General features: G+C 64.0%; 19 protein-coding genes, 1 tRNA gene and 1 pseudogene. 10 read left to right on the top strand and 11 right to left on the bottom strand.

Annotation, left to right across the window (positions count from 1 at the left end; all coding sequences use genetic code 11):
• Positions 1 to 264: a hypothetical protein gene (locus AC1DW9_RS22395; RefSeq protein ID WP_441492480.1), complete on the bottom strand. Its 264-nt coding sequence runs from the start codon at positions 262 to 264 to the stop codon at positions 1 to 3.
• 209 nt (positions 265 to 473) lie between these two features.
• Here AC1DW9_RS22395 and AC1DW9_RS22390 point away from each other — a divergent pair, with 209 nt between their 5' ends.
• Positions 474 to 779, top strand: coding sequence for a hypothetical protein (locus AC1DW9_RS22390; RefSeq protein ID WP_476775522.1), 306 nt, complete (start codon positions 474 to 476; stop codon positions 777 to 779).
• Positions 780 to 893: 114 nt separating this feature from the next.
• Here the strand turns inward: AC1DW9_RS22390 and AC1DW9_RS22385 are convergent, their stop codons facing one another.
• Positions 894 to 1172 (bottom strand): hypothetical protein, encoded by a 279-nt coding sequence (locus AC1DW9_RS22385; RefSeq protein WP_476769460.1) that lies wholly within the window; start codon positions 1170 to 1172, stop codon positions 894 to 896.
• 201 nt (positions 1173 to 1373) lie between these two features.
• On the opposite strand from AC1DW9_RS22385, the gene AC1DW9_RS22380 reads away from it, so the two are divergent.
• The 3 genes and pseudogenes from AC1DW9_RS22380 to AC1DW9_RS22370 form a co-directional block, all read left to right on the top strand.
• Complete coding sequence (locus AC1DW9_RS22380) at positions 1374 to 2378, top strand: SphA family protein (protein WP_441492477.1); 1005 nt, start codon at positions 1374 to 1376, stop codon at positions 2376 to 2378.
• A gap of 326 nt (positions 2379 to 2704) precedes the next feature.
• Complete coding sequence (locus tag AC1DW9_RS22375) at positions 2705 to 3229, top strand: L-2-amino-thiazoline-4-carboxylic acid hydrolase (protein ID WP_476768420.1); 525 nt, start codon at positions 2705 to 2707, stop codon at positions 3227 to 3229.
• A 162-nt stretch (positions 3230 to 3391) separates the two neighbouring features.
• Positions 3392 to 3487 (top strand): annotated as a pseudogene (locus tag AC1DW9_RS22370) (DUF2934 domain-containing protein); the annotation flags it as partial.
• A gap of 85 nt (positions 3488 to 3572) precedes the next feature.
• On the opposite strand, the gene AC1DW9_RS22365 reads toward AC1DW9_RS22370, so the two are convergent.
• Entirely contained in the window at positions 3573 to 3791 is a 219-nt protein-coding gene (locus AC1DW9_RS22365; protein ID WP_476768422.1) for a DUF4167 domain-containing protein, read from the bottom strand.
• Positions 3792 to 4370: 579 nt separating this feature from the next.
• On the opposite strand from AC1DW9_RS22365, the gene AC1DW9_RS22360 reads away from it, so the two are divergent.
• Positions 4371 to 4532, top strand: a complete 162-nt coding sequence (locus AC1DW9_RS22360) for a hypothetical protein (RefSeq protein WP_476775523.1) — start codon at positions 4371 to 4373, stop codon at positions 4530 to 4532.
• Positions 4533 to 5138: 606 nt separating this feature from the next.
• On the opposite strand, the gene AC1DW9_RS22355 is transcribed toward AC1DW9_RS22360, so the two are convergent.
• Entirely contained in the window at positions 5139 to 5534 is a 396-nt protein-coding gene (locus tag AC1DW9_RS22355) for a PRC-barrel domain-containing protein (protein ID WP_476775524.1), read from the bottom strand.
• A 262-nt stretch (positions 5535 to 5796) separates the two neighbouring features.
• Here AC1DW9_RS22355 and AC1DW9_RS22350 point away from each other — a divergent pair, with 262 nt between their 5' ends.
• Both AC1DW9_RS22350 and AC1DW9_RS22345 read left to right on the top strand, forming a co-directional pair.
• Positions 5797 to 6330, top strand: a complete 534-nt coding sequence (locus AC1DW9_RS22350) for a hypothetical protein (protein ID WP_441505767.1) — start codon at positions 5797 to 5799, stop codon at positions 6328 to 6330.
• 44 nt (positions 6331 to 6374) lie between these two features.
• The gene (locus AC1DW9_RS22345) at positions 6375 to 6665 is read left to right on the top strand and encodes an I78 family peptidase inhibitor (protein WP_441505768.1); all 291 of its coding nucleotides are present in this window, start codon (positions 6375 to 6377) and stop codon (positions 6663 to 6665) included.
• A 61-nt stretch (positions 6666 to 6726) separates the two neighbouring features.
• Here the strand turns inward: AC1DW9_RS22345 and AC1DW9_RS22340 are convergent.
• A tRNA-Ser gene (locus tag AC1DW9_RS22340) sits at positions 6727 to 6816 on the bottom strand.
• Positions 6817 to 7119: 303 nt separating this feature from the next.
• On the opposite strand from AC1DW9_RS22340, the gene rplU reads away from it, so the two are divergent.
• From rplU to AC1DW9_RS22325, 3 genes are all read left to right on the top strand, one after another.
• A complete protein-coding gene (gene rplU, locus AC1DW9_RS22335; protein WP_069878798.1) occupies positions 7120 to 7794 on the top strand; it encodes a 50S ribosomal protein L21 in 675 nt (224 codons plus the stop codon).
• 99 nt (positions 7795 to 7893) lie between these two features.
• Positions 7894 to 8160, top strand: coding sequence for a 50S ribosomal protein L27 (gene rpmA / locus AC1DW9_RS22330; RefSeq protein ID WP_043241804.1), 267 nt, complete (start codon positions 7894 to 7896; stop codon positions 8158 to 8160).
• Positions 8161 to 8313: 153 nt separating this feature from the next.
• Entirely contained in the window at positions 8314 to 8949 is a 636-nt protein-coding gene (locus AC1DW9_RS22325; protein ID WP_069878797.1) for a GNAT family N-acetyltransferase, read from the top strand.
• A gap of 60 nt (positions 8950 to 9009) precedes the next feature.
• Here the strand turns inward: AC1DW9_RS22325 and denD (AC1DW9_RS22320) are convergent, their stop codons facing one another.
• From denD (AC1DW9_RS22320) to AC1DW9_RS22295, 6 genes are read right to left on the bottom strand one after another with little or no spacing between them, the layout of a single operon-like run.
• On the bottom strand, positions 9010 to 9993 hold the full coding sequence (denD, locus tag AC1DW9_RS22320) for a D-erythronate dehydrogenase (RefSeq protein ID WP_441505769.1): 984 nt from the start codon (positions 9991 to 9993) through the stop codon (positions 9010 to 9012).
• 26 nt (positions 9994 to 10019) lie between these two features.
• On the bottom strand, positions 10020 to 11015 hold the full coding sequence (gene denD / locus AC1DW9_RS22315) for a D-erythronate dehydrogenase (RefSeq protein WP_476775525.1): 996 nt from the start codon (positions 11013 to 11015) through the stop codon (positions 10020 to 10022).
• A gap of 19 nt (positions 11016 to 11034) precedes the next feature.
• Entirely contained in the window at positions 11035 to 11781 is a 747-nt protein-coding gene (locus AC1DW9_RS22310; RefSeq protein ID WP_441492468.1) for an SDR family oxidoreductase, read from the bottom strand.
• A gap of 32 nt (positions 11782 to 11813) precedes the next feature.
• Positions 11814 to 12938: a GNAT family N-acetyltransferase gene (locus tag AC1DW9_RS22305; RefSeq protein WP_476775526.1), complete on the bottom strand. Its 1125-nt coding sequence runs from the start codon at positions 12936 to 12938 to the stop codon at positions 11814 to 11816.
• Entirely contained in the window at positions 12935 to 13261 is a 327-nt protein-coding gene (locus tag AC1DW9_RS22300) for a hypothetical protein (RefSeq protein ID WP_441492466.1), read from the bottom strand. The genes AC1DW9_RS22305 and AC1DW9_RS22300 overlap by 4 nt, the downstream gene beginning before the upstream one ends.
• Positions 13258 to 14097, bottom strand: coding sequence for an isocitrate lyase/PEP mutase family protein (locus AC1DW9_RS22295; protein WP_441505772.1), 840 nt, complete (start codon positions 14095 to 14097; stop codon positions 13258 to 13260). Before AC1DW9_RS22295 ends, AC1DW9_RS22300 begins: the two co-directional genes overlap by 4 nt.
• Positions 14098 to 14127 lie beyond the last annotated feature (30 nt).

The raw sequence follows: 14127 nt of genomic DNA, 5'->3' as shown, positions 1-14127 counted from the left end.
CTAGCGGCGGGCTTTCTGCGCCGGCTTTTCCGGGGCGGCCTTTCCGGAACGGGTCAGCGAGGTGATCGCGAGAGCCGGCCTGCCGGACTTCTCCGCGATGATCTGGTCCTGTTCCATGATGGCCTCGCGCGCCGGCTCGTCACCATCGAGCCCGCCGAGCAGGTCGGAGGGAACCCGCCGGTTCGACGAGCGCGAGCCATCGGAATAGACGATGTCGAACATGACGAACTCGGCATCGAGCGGTTTGGATTTCTTGCGGGCCATGGTCGATCCTTATGCGAAAGGTCGCCGGCTGCGGCGCGATGGGCCTGCGGCTCTTGAAGCGACCTGAGTGAAAGCGGCCCCGGGATAGAACACCTGCGTCCGCGGTTCAATGCGATCGTCCGCGGCGGCCTGTTTCCCGAAATTGCAGCCAGGCGGCTGATCGTGCGAAATGTGATATGGCCACACACAGGCCTTCAGGAAAGACCCCGATGCTACTGCGCCCGATACTGCTCCTGTCGACGCTCGCACTCGCCGCCTGCGCCGTTCCGAACTCGCGCTCCAACGCAGTCGTCGTGACGGAGAACAAGGAAATCGTTCAAGCCTGCAAGCAGATCGCGGAGATCAATGGCGATTCGACCATCAATCAGACGCTGCTGATCGACAGCGCCCGCGACAGTGCCCTTGCCAGGCTGAAGATCCGTGCCGCCGAAGCCGGCGGGACACATGTGGTCTCACCGGTCGCAGCCCATACCTGGAAGGGACCCAGCACCGCCGGCACAGTCTATAAGTGCTGAGACCCGCCTGGGGATCGGCCCGAGGCTCGGATTGCGTCGGGTTTCGTTCGTTCCTTCGCGGCAGCACGACAATAGGAAACGCCGCGGCAAACGCTCGTTCGGTTCAGGAAAGACCTAGCCGAGGCGCCGGATGACCTTCTCGCCATTCGGCCAGGGACCACGCGCGCGCCCGGAGCGTTTCTCATAAGGCACATACCGGTACCCGGACAGCACCGGCGCCGGAAACTCCGGCACAGGAGCGAAAATCCAGCATTGCCGCCTGATCCGCTCTGCTTCGGACTGGGCTTCCGCACAGGCCATGATCTGGGAGCGCTCCCAGAAAGCCTCGGCGCGCGACGACAGTGCAGCGACGATTGTCGCTGCCGCAAGGCCGCTCAACAGAACTCTGCTCATGAGACAGTCATGGATTGGAGCCTCTTCGGTCTGGGCACCCGTCTTGCACCCCCAGCATAACATCGTCTGCGTCTTACCGGGTCGTAAACACCACACTCGAAAACCTTCGCCAGTCTTCTGTCTCTGCACCGAAACTCTTCGCTTGACGATGAAACCGAGGCCGGCCCAGCTTCCCTCCATCACGATGTGGGGACCGAATCGATGCGGCGGCACGTTTTGAAAATCGGTGCCGCAATCTGCGCCTTCGCCGGCCTGGCAGCGGGCCCGGCATTTGCGACCGAAGGCGGCGCTAGTCTTTATATCCCGGGCTTGCGCGGGGCTCTGTCGGGCCTGGTGCCGCCGCCGGGCTTCTATTTTCAGAATGATTTCTACAGCTATTCCGGCAGCTTGCCGGGCTCCCGCCGTCTCCAGCTCGGCGGGGCCGTCCTCAGCGACGTCAAGGTCGAGGCGCGGGTCGATTTCCTGACACCGACCTGGGTGACTCCGCTCGAGGTCCTGGGCGGCAATCTCGGCTTCGCCGTGACCTTGCCCTTCGGCATTCCGAGAGTCAGCGCCGGAGCCCTAATTGCCGCCCCGCGCCTGGGGCGAGCTTTCGCCTTCAGCCAGCGCGACGCCACCTTCAACATCGGCGATCCCGTCGTCACCAGCTTCATCGGCTGGCATTCCGGCAATTTCCACTGGACGACCGGTGTTGCCGTCAACATTCCCGCCGGCGCCTATCAGGACGGCCAGCTGTCGAATGTCGCGCTCAATCGCTGGATTGGCGACCTCTACGGCGCCGTGACCTATCTCAACACGACCACGGGGCTGGAAGTCTCGGCCGCAGCCGGATTCGAGATCAACGGCACGAACACTGCCACCGACTACAACAGCGGCAACGCCTTTCACGCCGATCTTTCGATCAGCCAGTACCTGAGCAAGGACTTTTCCATCGGCGTGCAGGTCGGCCATTACCAGCAGGTGAGCGGGGATGGCGGCAGCGGCGCCTCGCTGGGCCCGTTCAAGGGTCGGACCACGGCGATCGGCGGAACCATCGGTTATAATTTCGAGGTTGGTGGCCTCCCGATCTCGACGCGATTGAAGGTCCTTCGCGAGGTGGGGGTCGAGAACCGCCCGCGCGGTACGATCGGGCTCTTCACAGTCGCCTTCCCGCTCGGGGGACAGGCGGCTCCGGCAGCGCCCAAGCCGACCATCGTCAAGCACTGACCCCACACCCCGGCCAAGAACCTGGTCCGACCGGCGATACCGAACTTTGCCGGCCAAGGTCGCGGACGCAGCGTCCCCATCAAGACTCCGCTCTCGCTCCACGAAGGCTGCCACAAAGCCACGCGCTGACGCTGGCCGGTGTCACCGGCATGCCAGGCTGCCGTGCCGGCTGCCTGCAGGGAATCTTGTCATTTCCGTCCATCGAGCCAAGATGCGACGCTATCATTTGCGGCGGTCGGGCCGGCCTCGCATGACATCATCCGACGGCAGCGGGCCTCGTCGTGCCAGCGCGATGCCGACGCCGGGCAATCCAGGGGAATACCATGATGGACAAGGACTCTGAGGCCGGTTCGCGCACTGCGATCGATGGCGAGATCGGAATTCTCGCACGTCGCAAGATCGAGGCCGGAATCATCGCGCCGATCTACGAGGTCATGCGTGAAAAGCTGGGCGAAGAGTTGGCACAATCCATTCTCGACACGGCGATCAGGCGGGCCGCCGTTGAGACCGGCAAGGCCTTTGCCGCCAAGACACCGGGAGGGACGACACTGCGCACCTTCCAGGAACTCCAGGATCTCTGGACGCAGGACGATGCGCTGACGATCGAGGTCATCAAGGCCACCGACGCGGAATTTCACTACAACGTCAAACGGTGCCGCTATGCTGAGACCTATCGGGAGATGGGCCTCGGCCATATCGGCCATCTGCTCTCGTGCAATCGCGACGGAGTCTTTTGCACGGGTTACGACCCACGGATCTCGCTGGAGCGCAGCCAGACCGTGATGGAGGGCGCTTCGCACTGCGATTTCAAGTATCGTTTCTCGGACAAGCTCGACACCGCCCCGGAGTGAGCGGCACCGCGTTCCTGCGACCCCGCTTCACCGGCACGGACCGCCGCAAGAAAGGATGCGGCTCGAGCCTGGGCCCTGGGGTCGAGCCAGATTGTCGCGGCAGGGGAACGCCGGAGCGAACGCGCGGTTTCATCCGGTTGTGACTGGCGAAGGGAGCGAGAGATGGCCAGCAAGGACAGTGCCCAGCGGGAAATCCGCAAAATTGCCTATGCCCTCTGGATGGAGCAAGGCCAGCCGGACGGCCGCGATCGTGAACATTGGGAAGCGGCCAAAGTCATTTGGGCTTTCCGCAACCACGAAGCCGGTGGACACAAGACGGTGATACCGCGCTCGAGACCCGCTCTCACGCGGCTCGACCGCTGCCGGATCGCAGATAGTGCTCGGCCAGCTGATAATAGCGCTCGGCCTCGATGCGATGACCGGCCAAGGCTTCGGCATCACCAAGTTTCAGGGCACGCTCATAGTGCTGCCGCGCGCCCTGGAGCGGCGCCTGTTCGGCGCGCCCGGACTGCGGCACGCGATATGGACGCGGGCGCGACGGGATGGAGTAGGTGCGAGGCATCGTTGCTTCTCCCTAACCTAGGATCTCAGCCACGATCTTGCGGAGCTCCTCACGGCTGAGGCCACAGGGTTCGGGCTTCCAGTTCGGATCTGCCCTGAGCGGGACGATGGCATTCTTCCTCAAGATCTCGGGGCGCGCACGCGCCTCAACAGGCTTCGTTTCAATGTTGTTGTGCATGTAGGTCCATTGGCCACGCGGCGAGGCCGCAAGGCATTCGTGTTGGAGAATCGTCGAGCGAAATGCATGCGACGGGCGCGCTGCATCGAGGCAGCGATCAATCGTCGAAGGGATACGGGTTGAGGCTCCGTGCTCTCTCAGGAGACATGAGCCAAGCCGAGCATTTCTAAGTCGACCCGGCACTGTTAGCGGAACAATGTGGCGAATTCAGGTTGTCCAATTGCTGATCGAGCAACCGGCGTCGCCTTTCAGGAAGCCAGGGCCATCATCCGCACCAACGGTCGGATGCGACGCCCCTGCGCGCCACGGCGGGGCGTCGCTCAAAAAGCCAGGACCTTCGTCGCTTGCCGGGGAACAAGCGCCGCCAGCATCATGGCCCCTCCTCCCGGGGAGAGACCCAACATGATCGGATGGCTCATCCTCGCCTTCATGAGTGGGCTTCTGCTCGGAGATATCATCGGCGCGCGTCGATGGCCGCGCCGGGCGGACGAAGCCCTGCAGCTTGCAGCACAGTCTCTCCTGCTTGTCCGCCGCCGCTCAGGACCGACCGGCAATCCGAAATGATGCGCCGAGCTTCGACTCCCAACAGGACAGATGGCGCAGATCGCATGGGCGCGGGACACCAATTGTCAGGCCCCGTTGGCAGACGATGCCGTCTGGCTCTCGCCCTTGACCTTGCACACCGTTCAAGCCCCCGCGCCCGATCATACAGATTCGCCGAAGACTGTGTCAGGAGTTGCCGCGACTGAAGCCGAAGGGGAAAAGCGATGTCCGCCCTGTGGAAAGAGGCTGCCGCCCTCCCGAACAGCAGCCTCCTCCCGCAGAACGGCGTTCCCCCGAGATTATTACTAGCCCTGCGCTCTCTCCCGGCTGACCATACGATTCCACACGCTTCGGGAGGCCGACAGCTAGACTTTATGCTGCGTATCATCGATCTGCGGTGGTGAGCTTCGCAACTTCCGCGCGTGTCGCGCCGGGTGTCGATCGCGCCTCGTCAGTTCCGCCGCGACCGCGATGGTGAGGCGAGGGAGACGAGGCCTGGAACTGAAAACTCCGGCGCGGCGATCAATCCGGCAGACGGGTTTCCGCGAGAGTGCCGTGTCCCACAGCGTAAGGGCCCGGCGCCCCATTCGAGGAGCCGGGCCCTGTTCAAGGCTATGGCGATTGAGCCTATTTCGCGAAGCGACCTTCATATTTGAACTGCGGCGCCGCTTTCAGCTGGTCCTTGGTGGCGTTGATCCTGGCATTCCACTTCTTGTCGGTCGCATTCCAGGTGATGGCGAGCGCGTTCGGGCTGACCGCAACATAGTGCGTGCCCATTCCAAGGAAGCCGCCGACCGACAGAATGTAAGAGGCGAGGGAGTTACCGGCGATGACGACGTCCTCGATCTCACCCACATTCTCGTCACCGGCATTCTTGACGTTGAGCCCCTTGAGACTGCTGGTCAGGGCGGATGCTTCGTTCACTGAGACGAAGACCGGAGCCTGAGCCGGAGTGGGAGCGGTCTCCGCGAAAGCGGCGCTGGAAAGCACGGTGGCGGCGAGAGCAAGAGCAATGGGACGCATTTTTGGGATAACCTTCTTGTTGGGCCGCAGTCGGAGACCGCTGCGGCGTGACAGAGAGGTAATTCCCGGCCTCCCGATCGGTTCCGGGAATATCTGCAGTGCGACAAGGGGGCTCATGGCCCGGTGGGACCGCTGACATCTGCATCGCGCGCCTGGATATTCGCAGGAGCGCGCGGGCGAACATCTCTCCAGGAGATCACGATTTTCGAGAAGGACTGATCCGATCCCTGCCTCGGGCGTTTAGCCGGCAGGAGGAACGGCCATGAAACATGATCACATGCTCAAGGCATTCACCGTGATGCTTGCGACGACCGCGGTGACGCCGGCTTCAGCCCAGCAGGCCATGATCGACGAAGCGTCCTTTCTACAGGCATTCGAAGGACGCTTCACGGGCACCGGGACGCTCGAAAATGCGGGCGGATCGAGCCATAAACTGAACTGCAAATTCGACGGCGATCAGCAGGGCTCCCGGGTCACTTTAAGCGGCCATTGCTCGACCGCGCTGGTCCTCTCCACGACCGTGAAGATCGATCTGCGCTATGATCCCAGGACGCAGCGCTATGACGGTGAGTTCCGCGAGAGCAAGGGCACTGTGGCAAACCTCGCCGGCGCACGTCGTGGTGACAATCTCGCATTGTCCTTCCGCGAGACGGCGGAGAGCGTTCGGCCCAGTCCGCCGGCCACGCTGACGATCAGCCGGCACGCAGAAGGGTTGGCCCTGGCGCTCAGAGCGAGCCAGCCGGGGCAAGGGCAGAACCTCGACCTGCGCCTCAGCGGAAAACGGCGCGGCCCTTGAGGACAGGGGCTTGGCGAAGAGCAATTCGCGGATAGTCTTGCCCCATGACCAGATCTCTTCACCTCCTCGGCTCGATCGCAGCATTGGCGCTCGCTGCTTGCACGGCCGCCGGTCAACCATCCAGTGCCGCGCCGCCAAGTCCGTGCTCGCCCGAAGGAGCCAAGCGCCTTGCAGGGCAGATCGGCAAGAGCGACGCCGAGGTCATGCGTGCGACCGGCGCAAGTGTGGTGCGACGTCTTTCACCCGGCTCGCCCATGACGATGGATTACCGCCGGGAGCGGGTGACGATCGAGGTGGATGAGAGCGGAAAAATCCAGCGGGCGCTCTGCGGCTGACGCCAAACGGCGCTCCGCAGGGGGGCCATTGCTCGAGGCGATGAAACCCTGAGCGGGAAGATGGCGGACAGGGAGGGATTTGAACCCCCGATACCCTTGCGGGTATGCCGCATTTCGAGTGCGGTGCATTCAACCACTCTGCCACCTGTCCGCGGTCGCCTTCGGTCGAAGCGGGCTGGTTACTACACGCCACATCGGACGGTTACAAGTCTCCTCGCTGTCATAAATCCGACGAATCTGAAGCCTCGCGACTTGACCTGAAGAGCCGCCAAGACTATCGAGCCTCGTCCGGCGTGGGGAAACCCGCGCCTGATCTCTTTTGCGTGTCCGGCTCCGCGTTGCGGCATCCGGCATGATCGAAGAGTGAACCCGACCACGTAACGACTGCCAAAAAGCCGTCCCGCATGCGCCTCGCGAGGCCATGACAGGGCGGGGCTGAACATGGAGAACAACGATGTTCGCAGTCATCAAGACCGGCGGTAAGCAGTTTCGCGTCGCCGCGAACGATGAAATCACCATTGCCAAGCTCGAAGGCGAGCCTGGCGATACCGTTGCCTTCGGCAACGTCCTGATGCTGACCGACGGCGAGAAGTCGACGCTCGGCGCGAAGGAACTGGCCGAGATCACCGTTGCCGGTGAGATCGTGCGCCAGGCCCGCGGCGAGAAGGTCATCGCCTTCAAGAAGCGCCGCCGCCAGAACTCGAAGCGCAAGCGTGGCTTCCGCGCCGAGCTGACGATCGTGCGCATCACCGACATCCTCACGGGCGGCAAGAAGCCCGAGATGAAGAAGGGTGACGCTTCGACCGTTGCCGTGAAGGCCGCCGCCAGCGCCGTCAAGGGCAAGGCGAAGGCTGAAGCCAAGGCTGAGGCGCTCGACGCCTCGAACCTCTCGCTGATCTCGGGCGTCGGCCCGACCATCGAGAAGAAGCTGCGCGCTGCCGGCATCACCTCCTGGAACGACATCGCCGCCTGGTCCGAGGCCGACGTCGCCAAGTGGGACGAAGAGCTCAAGCTGCGTGGCCGCGCCACCCGCGAGGAGTGGGTTGTTCAGGCCAAGGAACTCCTGGCCGGCAAGCCCCCGCGCGCCAAGGTCGACCAGGCCGAACAGGCTTCCGGCGAGGACTACTGACAGCTCCTGTCAGGCAGTCTTCGGCTTTCATCTCCGAACCGGTGGCTTTTGCCGCCGATTCGGGTTAGAGAGACAACAGTAGTTTCGAGGTAGGGCGTTATGGCTCACAAAAAAGCAGGCGGCTCGTCGCGCAATGGTCGCGACTCCGAAAGCAAGCGTCTCGGCGTGAAGCGCTTCGGCGACCAGGCGGTCGTGGCCGGCAACATCATTATTCGTCAGCGCGGCACCAAGTGGCATGCCGGCGTGAACGTTGGCATGGGCAAAGACCATACGCTCTTTGCGACGACCAATGGACGAGTCCGATTCACGACGAAACTCGGCCGAGCTTTCGTGAACGTAGTCCCGGCCCAAGAGGCCGCAGAGTAAAAGGCGGATAGGGAAGTTCCTTGATCCGCCGGTTCCATCGAACCGATCGGATCAAGGGCAAGGCCCGACAAGGGTCTCCCGAAGGTCAAGCGAAAGGGGAGATGGGACCAAAGTCCCAGCTCCCTTTTTTCGTTTGCGCCGACGGAGAGACCGATGTTCCCCGAACTGACCCGCGACGATGTCTTCCGGCTCGAGACCCGCCGTCTCTGGCTGCGTTGGCCGCGCATGGCAGACGCTTCCGCCATCCTGCGCCAGGCTGGGGAGAAAGCCGTGGCCGAGATGACGGCCTCGATCCCGCATCCCTATCCGGCGGATGCGGTCGAGCCCTTCATTTTCGCCATGCGCAAGGGCAATGCGCTCGGCGAGCATCTGGCGCTGGCGATCACGCCGCGCTCCAGGCCGAACGAGCTCATCGGCATGATCGGCGCCCATAAGCAGGCGACCGGCATCCCCTTCATCGGCTACTGGCTCGGCACCCCGCACTGGGGCAAGGGCTACACGACCGAGGCCGCGCAGGCTCTGATCGACACGCTCTTCACCTTGCTCGACATTCCGGCGATCGAGGCGGACACGCGCGTCATCAACCCGGCCTCACGCCGGGTGCTGGAGAAGTCCGGCTTCCGGCAGGAGGGCTCCTTCTTGAAGTCGCTGCCGGCTCGCGGCGGGCTGTTCCCCTGCGAGCAGTACCGGCTCGACCGCTCGACCTGGGCTGCCCTGAAGAGCTGGGGAGCAACGGGCTGGACCCACGCGCCCGAAATCGAGACCCCCGGCGAATTCTGCGTCGCCTGAAACGAAACAGCCCCGGCAGATGATGCCGGGGCTGATTGCTGTTGGCCGTGAGCTCTAGGCTTACCTAACGAAGTTGCCGCCAAGCTCGTCATCGATATGGGCGCGGATGATCTCCTCGAAGCTCGCTTCCGCCTTGAAGCCGAGCGCGGTCGAACGCTGCGGGTTGAAGTTGCGCGGCCAGCCGGCAACGATGCCATCGATGACCGGGTCCGGAACCCGCTTGATCCGCTTCACCACATTCTCGCCGGCGACCTTGCGCAACGCCTCGATCTGCTCCGCCACCGTGCAGGAATAGCCGGGCATGGTCAGGGTGCGGCGAGGCCCGATGGCGCCGGTATCCATCGTCGCGGCATGGATGAGGAAGCCGACGGCCGAACGCGGCGAGGCATGCCAGTGCCGGACCTGATCGGAAACCGGCAGCACCGCCTCTTCACCGTTCAGCGGCTCGCGGATGATGTTGGAGAAGAAGCCGGACGCGGCCTTGTTCGGCTTGCCCGGACGCACGCAGATCGTCGGCAGGCGAATTCCGACGCCATCGAAGAAGCCACGGCGGGAGTAATCGGAGAGCAGCAGCTCGCCGATCGCCTTCTGCGTCCCGTAGGAGGTCAGCGGCGTGGTGAAGAACTCGTCCTCGATCTTCTCATGGAAGGGCGCACCGAAGACCGCGATCGAGGAGGTGAAGACGACACGCGGCTTGTAGCCGCCGCCGACCTTTCGGATCGCTTCGAAGAGATGGCGCGTGCCGTCGAGATTGATCCGGTAGCCCTTGTCGAAATCGGCCTCGGCTTCGCCCGAGACGATCGCCGCGAGATGGACGATCAGGTCGGGGCGGGAAGCGATCAGCGACTCGGCCTCCCCCTCGTTCGACATGTCGGAGACGACGACGTCGAAGATGAAGGGCGCTGCGGCTGGCGCGCTTGCGGCGATGACATCCTGGGCCGTGATCTTGGTGACCGGCTTGCCGCCGAGCTGACCGTCATGGGCCAGTCTTTCGATGAACTTGCGGCCGACCATGCCGGCGCCACCGAGAACGAGAATATGCATGGGGATTTCCTGGTGCTTGTTGTTGATCAGTGTGGCAGGCGCCCGCCGAGTTCATCTTCGATATGGACGCGGATGATCTCGTCGAAATCCTTTTCGGCCCGGAAACCGAGCCCAAGCGCGCGCCTGGCCTCGAAGCCGGTCGGCCAGCCGGCGACGATCTCGGTGACTGCCTTGTCCGGAGCACGGCGGATCAGATTGACCGCCTTCTCGCCGGCCACGCGCCGCAGGGCCGCGATCTGCTCCCCGACCGAGCAGAAGACGCCCGGCATGGTCAGATTGATCCGCGGGCCGAGGGTTTCGCGGTCCAGCCCGGCAGCATGGAGCAGGAAGCCGACAGCCGAACGCGGGCTCGCATGCGTGAACACGAGATCGTCGCCGACCGGCAATGACGCCTCCAGCCCGACCAGCGGCTCGCGGATGATGCTGGAGAAGAAGCCACCGGCCGAGGCGTTCGGCTTGCCCGGGCGCACGGCAATCGACGGGAAGCGAATTCCGACGCCGTCGACGAAACCCCGCCGCGCGTAATCCGCAAGCAGCAGCTCGCCGATCGCCTTTTGCGTCCCGTATGAGGTCAGCGGCGTGGCATGGAACTCGTCCGGAATCACCGCCGGATAGGGCGCGCCGAAGACGCCGCTCGACGAGGTGAAGACGAGACGGGGCACATAGGAGCCGCCATCCTTCCGTCCTTCCCGGCGGATCGTCTCGAGCAGGCTCAGGGTCCCGTCGAGATTGATCCGATAGCCCTTGTCGAAATCTCGCTCGGCCTCGCCGGAGATGATCGCAGCAAGATGGAAGATCACGAGCGGGCGGGCCCCGATCAGCTCCGCGGCGATGGCGGGATCGGCGAAATCCTCGGTCCGGATCTCGATCTCGCCGTCAAAGCCCCCCGGCGTCTCCGGCGTAACGACATCGGTCAGCGTCAGCTTGCTGATAGCCTTGCCGGCGCAAGCACCGACAGCCGCCAGCTGCGCTGCGAGCTTGCGGCCGACCATGCCGGCCGCGCCTGTCACCAGGACGTGCATCGACGCGCCCTTCCCTGCGTCAGAGCGCGAAGCCACCATCGGCGAGATGAATCTGCCCGGTGGTGTAGCTCGACTCGTCGGAACCCAGATAGACGGCAAGCCAGGCGATTTCCTCGGCCGTGCCAAGCCGGCCCATCGGCTGGCGGTCGACGAAGGCCTGACGCGCAGCCGCCTCGGTCGTCTTCGTCACCTTGGCGAGATCGGCGATGCGCTGGTCGAGCGAGGGCGACTGGATCGTGCCCGGGCAGATCGCGTTCGCGCGAATGCCTTTCTTGATGTAGTCGGCGGCGACTGCCTTGGTCAGGCCGATCACGGCCGCCTTGGTCGCGCCATAAGCATAGCGGTTTGGAATGCCGCGCACCGAGCCGGCGCCCGAAGCGATATTCACGATGGAGCCCGCGCCCTTCGACAACATCCCCGGCAGGAAGGCCTTGGTCGTGCGGTGCATCGACTTGACGTTGAGGTCGAAGGAAAAATCCCAGGCCTTGTCGTCGCAGTCCAGAACGGTGCCGTGGTGAACGAAGCCGGCGGCATTGACCAGGATGTCGATCGGTCCGACCTTCTCGGCGAAAGCGTCGACGGCCTTGCTCGAAAGCACGTCGAGCTTACGCTTCTTCGCCTTCGGGATTCCCTCCAGCAGCGCAACATCCTTGTCCGTTGCCCAGACCGTCGCGCCTTCCCTGACGAAGGCTTCCGCGATCGCCCGGCCGATGCCCTGCCCCGCGGCCGTGACGACGGCGACCTTGCCCTTCAAACGTCCTGCCATATCCTTGGTCCTCTTGTTAAGCCGGCTTATTGTCAGAGCTGCTTGCGCATATGCGTCAGGCGCCGATCGGCCAGATCAGTGTGATGGGTAACCGCGAAACCCAAGCGCTCATACCAGGCGATGCGCTCGGTCAGTTTCGCGTGGGTGTAGAGATGCACCGAACCAAAGCCGAGTGCGGCGGCGCGCTCGTCGGCAAAGCGCATCAGCAGCAGACCGGGCTTGCGCCCTTGTGCCCCTGGGGAGACCGCCACGCTCCAGATCGTGAAATCGTCCGGAGAGATCTCGAGAACAAGCGCGGCATCCAGCCCGTTGTCGCCGTCGACCAGCCAGACCTCGTGCTCGGCCACGACCTGCGCATAATCGGCGATCCGCGGCAGCGAAGGCACGCCGATAATGGCCTCGTTCGGCGTATAGGCTGCGCTCTTCAGCGCCCTGATGGCGGGAATGTCGCCGGATGACGCCCGGCGCAAGGATAGCCCATCGATCCCGCCCAGCATCTGGTTGAAGGTCCCGAGCGCCAGCTTCTGCCGGCCCTCGGCGTCGAAATTCGCGGGATCCAGCCAGCGCTGGAAGCCTTGCGCCCGCACCGGCCATTCGCTGTCGAGGATCGAATACCAGGCGGTGTCGCGATTCCTGCCCTTCACCACCATGTGCTGGCGGAACAGACCCTCGTATTGGAAGCCGAAGCGCAGAGCGGCCCGCTTCGACGGTTCGTTCAGGGTGTTGCACTTCCACTCGAAACGGCGATAGCCGAGCGAGAATCCGTAGGCGCCGCACAGATAGATCGCCTCGGTCGCAACCCGGGTCTTCTGCAGGCTCGGCGAATAGGTGATGTAGCCGACCTCGAAGACGCCATGCTCGGGCCTGATCTCCATTAGCCAGAGATGGCCCTTGGCCTTGCCGTCGGCCCTGTCAATCACCGCGAACGGCACGATGCCGGCCTTCGCCGCCATCGTCGTCAGCAGCTCGCGATAGCTTTCGCGATCCTGCGGCGGATGGGCCGGCATCCAGGTCCAGATCTGATCATGCCCGCCATTGGCCTGCCAGATATCGTCAAGATGCCGGTCCGGATCGATCGGCTCGAGCCGACAATAGCGCCCTTCCAGTACCTTGGCCGGCGGAAAGGGCGGTGCTTTCCAATCAGGCGAAAGGGTCATGATTTCCCCCGCGCATGCCAGGCGGAGAGATCGAGCGAGATATTCCAGCCAGCACCGAGCTCGGCAGCGGCCGCATGGGCAAGCGCTGAACCCTCCGCCTCCCAGACAAGCCGCTCGACCTCGTTTGCGAAGGCCGACGCCGCCTCGTCCTCTTCATCGTAGATCGCGTCGAACGCATCCATCCAGGCTTCCAGCCGATCGCCGAACGCCTCGGAGAGACCGGCGTCCTCAGCGTCGATCGCCTTGCGCCTGCCCTTGGCGTCGATCATCCAGAGGCCGCTTCGCCCGAGCCATTCGGGCGCAATGACGAGTTCGCTGCTCACGAGCGCGCCTTGAGGTCGTCCTCGAAGAAATTGTTAAGCGGGACCGACGGCCCGTTGCCGGCGAAGCCTGCAAAACTGCCCTGCTCGGTGATCAGGCGTGTCGCCTCGATGAAGGCAGCCCAGGCCGCGCGCGCCAGCGCCGCGCCGATCGAGATGCGCCGGACACCAAGTGCGGCGACATCAGACACCGTCAGGCCGAAATCGCCATAGATCAGCGCATTGACCGGCTTGCCGCCGGCAGCCGCGACAATCGCGGCGATCTGCTCGCGGGTCTTTGGCCCGGGTGCATAAAGCACATCGGCGCCCGCCTCGGCATAGGCGGCAATGCGCCTGACCGATTCGTTCAGCGGATCGTCATGGCCGGTGAGAAAGCACTCGGCACGCGCCGTCAGCAGAACGCCGGAGCCGGTCTCGTCAATCGCCCGCCGCGCCGCGCGGATCCGCTCGACCGCGAGCTCGAAAGGATAGAGCGGGACGTCATCGCGCCCGGTCGCATCCTCGATCGAGAGCCCGGCGACCCCGGTCGCCACACAGGCTTTCACATTGAGCGCGACATCGGCCGGTCCGTCGGCATAGCCGTTCTCGAAATCGGCATTGATCGGCAGGTCGGGTACGGCTTTCACCATATCCGCGATATGAGCGAGCATCATGTCGCGCGGCACGTCCTGATCAGCCCGCCCCTGCGTGAAGGCGAAACCGGCGCTGGTCGTGGCCAGCGCCCTGAAACCCTGCCCGCGCAGCCAGCGCGCCGAACCGACATCCCATGGGTTCGGCATGACGAAGCAGCCAGATTCGTGAAGTGCACGAAAGGCGGCGATCTGCGGACTGTCGGTCATTTTAAATCGTTTCAGATGCGAGTTGGCCGA

Source organism: Allobosea sp. P4_E12, assembly GCF_056401655.1.
The sequence above is the reverse complement of the archived record's forward strand: the minus strand, read 5'-3'. Positions and strand labels throughout refer to the sequence as shown.

What these genes read in the sequence shown, in the direction of transcription:
- AC1DW9_RS22380 (WP_441492477.1), top strand. Translation starts at nt 1,374, where the DNA reads ATGCGGCGGCACGTTTTGAAAATCGGTGCCGCAATCTGCGCCTTCGCC.
- AC1DW9_RS22295 (WP_441505772.1), bottom strand. Translation starts at nt 14,097, where the DNA reads ATGACCGACAGTCCGCAGATCGCCGCCTTTCGTGCACTTCACGAATCT.
- AC1DW9_RS22345 (WP_441505768.1), top strand. Translation starts at nt 6,375, where the DNA reads ATGACCAGATCTCTTCACCTCCTCGGCTCGATCGCAGCATTGGCGCTC.
- AC1DW9_RS22365 (WP_476768422.1), bottom strand. Translation starts at nt 3,791, where the DNA reads ATGCCTCGCACCTACTCCATCCCGTCGCGCCCGCGTCCATATCGCGTG.
- AC1DW9_RS22360 (WP_476775523.1), top strand. Translation starts at nt 4,371, where the DNA reads ATGATCGGATGGCTCATCCTCGCCTTCATGAGTGGGCTTCTGCTCGGA.
- rpmA (WP_043241804.1), top strand. Translation starts at nt 7,894, where the DNA reads ATGGCTCACAAAAAAGCAGGCGGCTCGTCGCGCAATGGTCGCGACTCC.
- AC1DW9_RS22395 (WP_441492480.1), bottom strand. Translation starts at nt 264, where the DNA reads ATGGCCCGCAAGAAATCCAAACCGCTCGATGCCGAGTTCGTCATGTTC.
- AC1DW9_RS22355 (WP_476775524.1), bottom strand. Translation starts at nt 5,534, where the DNA reads ATGCGTCCCATTGCTCTTGCTCTCGCCGCCACCGTGCTTTCCAGCGCC.
- denD (WP_441505769.1), bottom strand. Translation starts at nt 9,993, where the DNA reads ATGCATATTCTCGTTCTCGGTGGCGCCGGCATGGTCGGCCGCAAGTTC.
- rplU (WP_069878798.1), top strand. Translation starts at nt 7,120, where the DNA reads ATGTTCGCAGTCATCAAGACCGGCGGTAAGCAGTTTCGCGTCGCCGCG.
- AC1DW9_RS22385 (WP_476769460.1), bottom strand. Translation starts at nt 1,172, where the DNA reads ATGAGCAGAGTTCTGTTGAGCGGCCTTGCGGCAGCGACAATCGTCGCT.
- AC1DW9_RS22310 (WP_441492468.1), bottom strand. Translation starts at nt 11,781, where the DNA reads ATGGCAGGACGTTTGAAGGGCAAGGTCGCCGTCGTCACGGCCGCGGGG.
- denD (WP_476775525.1), bottom strand. Translation starts at nt 11,015, where the DNA reads ATGCACGTCCTGGTGACAGGCGCGGCCGGCATGGTCGGCCGCAAGCTC.
- AC1DW9_RS22350 (WP_441505767.1), top strand. Translation starts at nt 5,797, where the DNA reads ATGAAACATGATCACATGCTCAAGGCATTCACCGTGATGCTTGCGACG.
- AC1DW9_RS22390 (WP_476775522.1), top strand. Translation starts at nt 474, where the DNA reads ATGCTACTGCGCCCGATACTGCTCCTGTCGACGCTCGCACTCGCCGCC.
- AC1DW9_RS22305 (WP_476775526.1), bottom strand. Translation starts at nt 12,938, where the DNA reads ATGACCCTTTCGCCTGATTGGAAAGCACCGCCCTTTCCGCCGGCCAAG.
- AC1DW9_RS22325 (WP_069878797.1), top strand. Translation starts at nt 8,314, where the DNA reads ATGTTCCCCGAACTGACCCGCGACGATGTCTTCCGGCTCGAGACCCGC.
- AC1DW9_RS22375 (WP_476768420.1), top strand. Translation starts at nt 2,705, where the DNA reads ATGGACAAGGACTCTGAGGCCGGTTCGCGCACTGCGATCGATGGCGAG.